1 protein-coding gene is annotated in these 533 nt (G+C 55.2%); it reads left to right on the top strand.

The features are described from left to right. The coding region (locus ACTJI9_RS22450) for an ABC transporter permease (protein ID WP_440811032.1) at positions 1–533 on the top strand (533 nt) is incomplete at both ends.

The raw sequence follows: 533 nt of genomic DNA, 5'->3' as shown, positions 1-533 counted from the left end.
TTGACCCGAATTCTCGGAATCAACGGCCATGTCATCATGCAGCCAATGGATCGGCCATTGGATGATTTTGACGCTGTTATCAAGCGTGTCGATGCCGTGCCAGGCGTATCTTTTGCCATCCCCGTCGTCGAAGGCCAGGTCCTGGCCAAAGGCAATGTGGGGGCCGGATCAGGCGCGCTTGTCCGCGGTTTGCGCGAAGACGATATCGCCAAGCTGCAACTTGTGGCAAAGAACGTGCGGCAGGGCACATTTCAGGGTTTTAACACCGCAGGCGGCGTAGCAATAGGTACGCGCATGGCCGAGAATATGGGCTTGGGCCTCGGTGACCGGCTGACGTTGATTTCTCCTGATGGCGATGTGACGCCGCTTGGGATGGCGCCACGGGTCAAATCCTACCCGGTGACTGCCATTTTTGAGATTGGCATGTCAGAATATGACGCCTCAATCGTGCTCATGCCGCTCGAAGAATCGCAGCTCTATTTCAATCAGGACAACAAGGTTCAATCGATCGAAATATTTGCCGACAGACCGGA

This window comes from Phyllobacterium sp. 22552, assembly GCF_052044585.1.
GTDB classification, from domain to species: domain Bacteria; phylum Pseudomonadota; class Alphaproteobacteria; order Rhizobiales; family Rhizobiaceae; genus Phyllobacterium; species Phyllobacterium ifriqiyense.
Note: the sequence above shows the minus strand (reverse complement) of the source record. Positions and strands in the feature narration are given on the sequence as shown.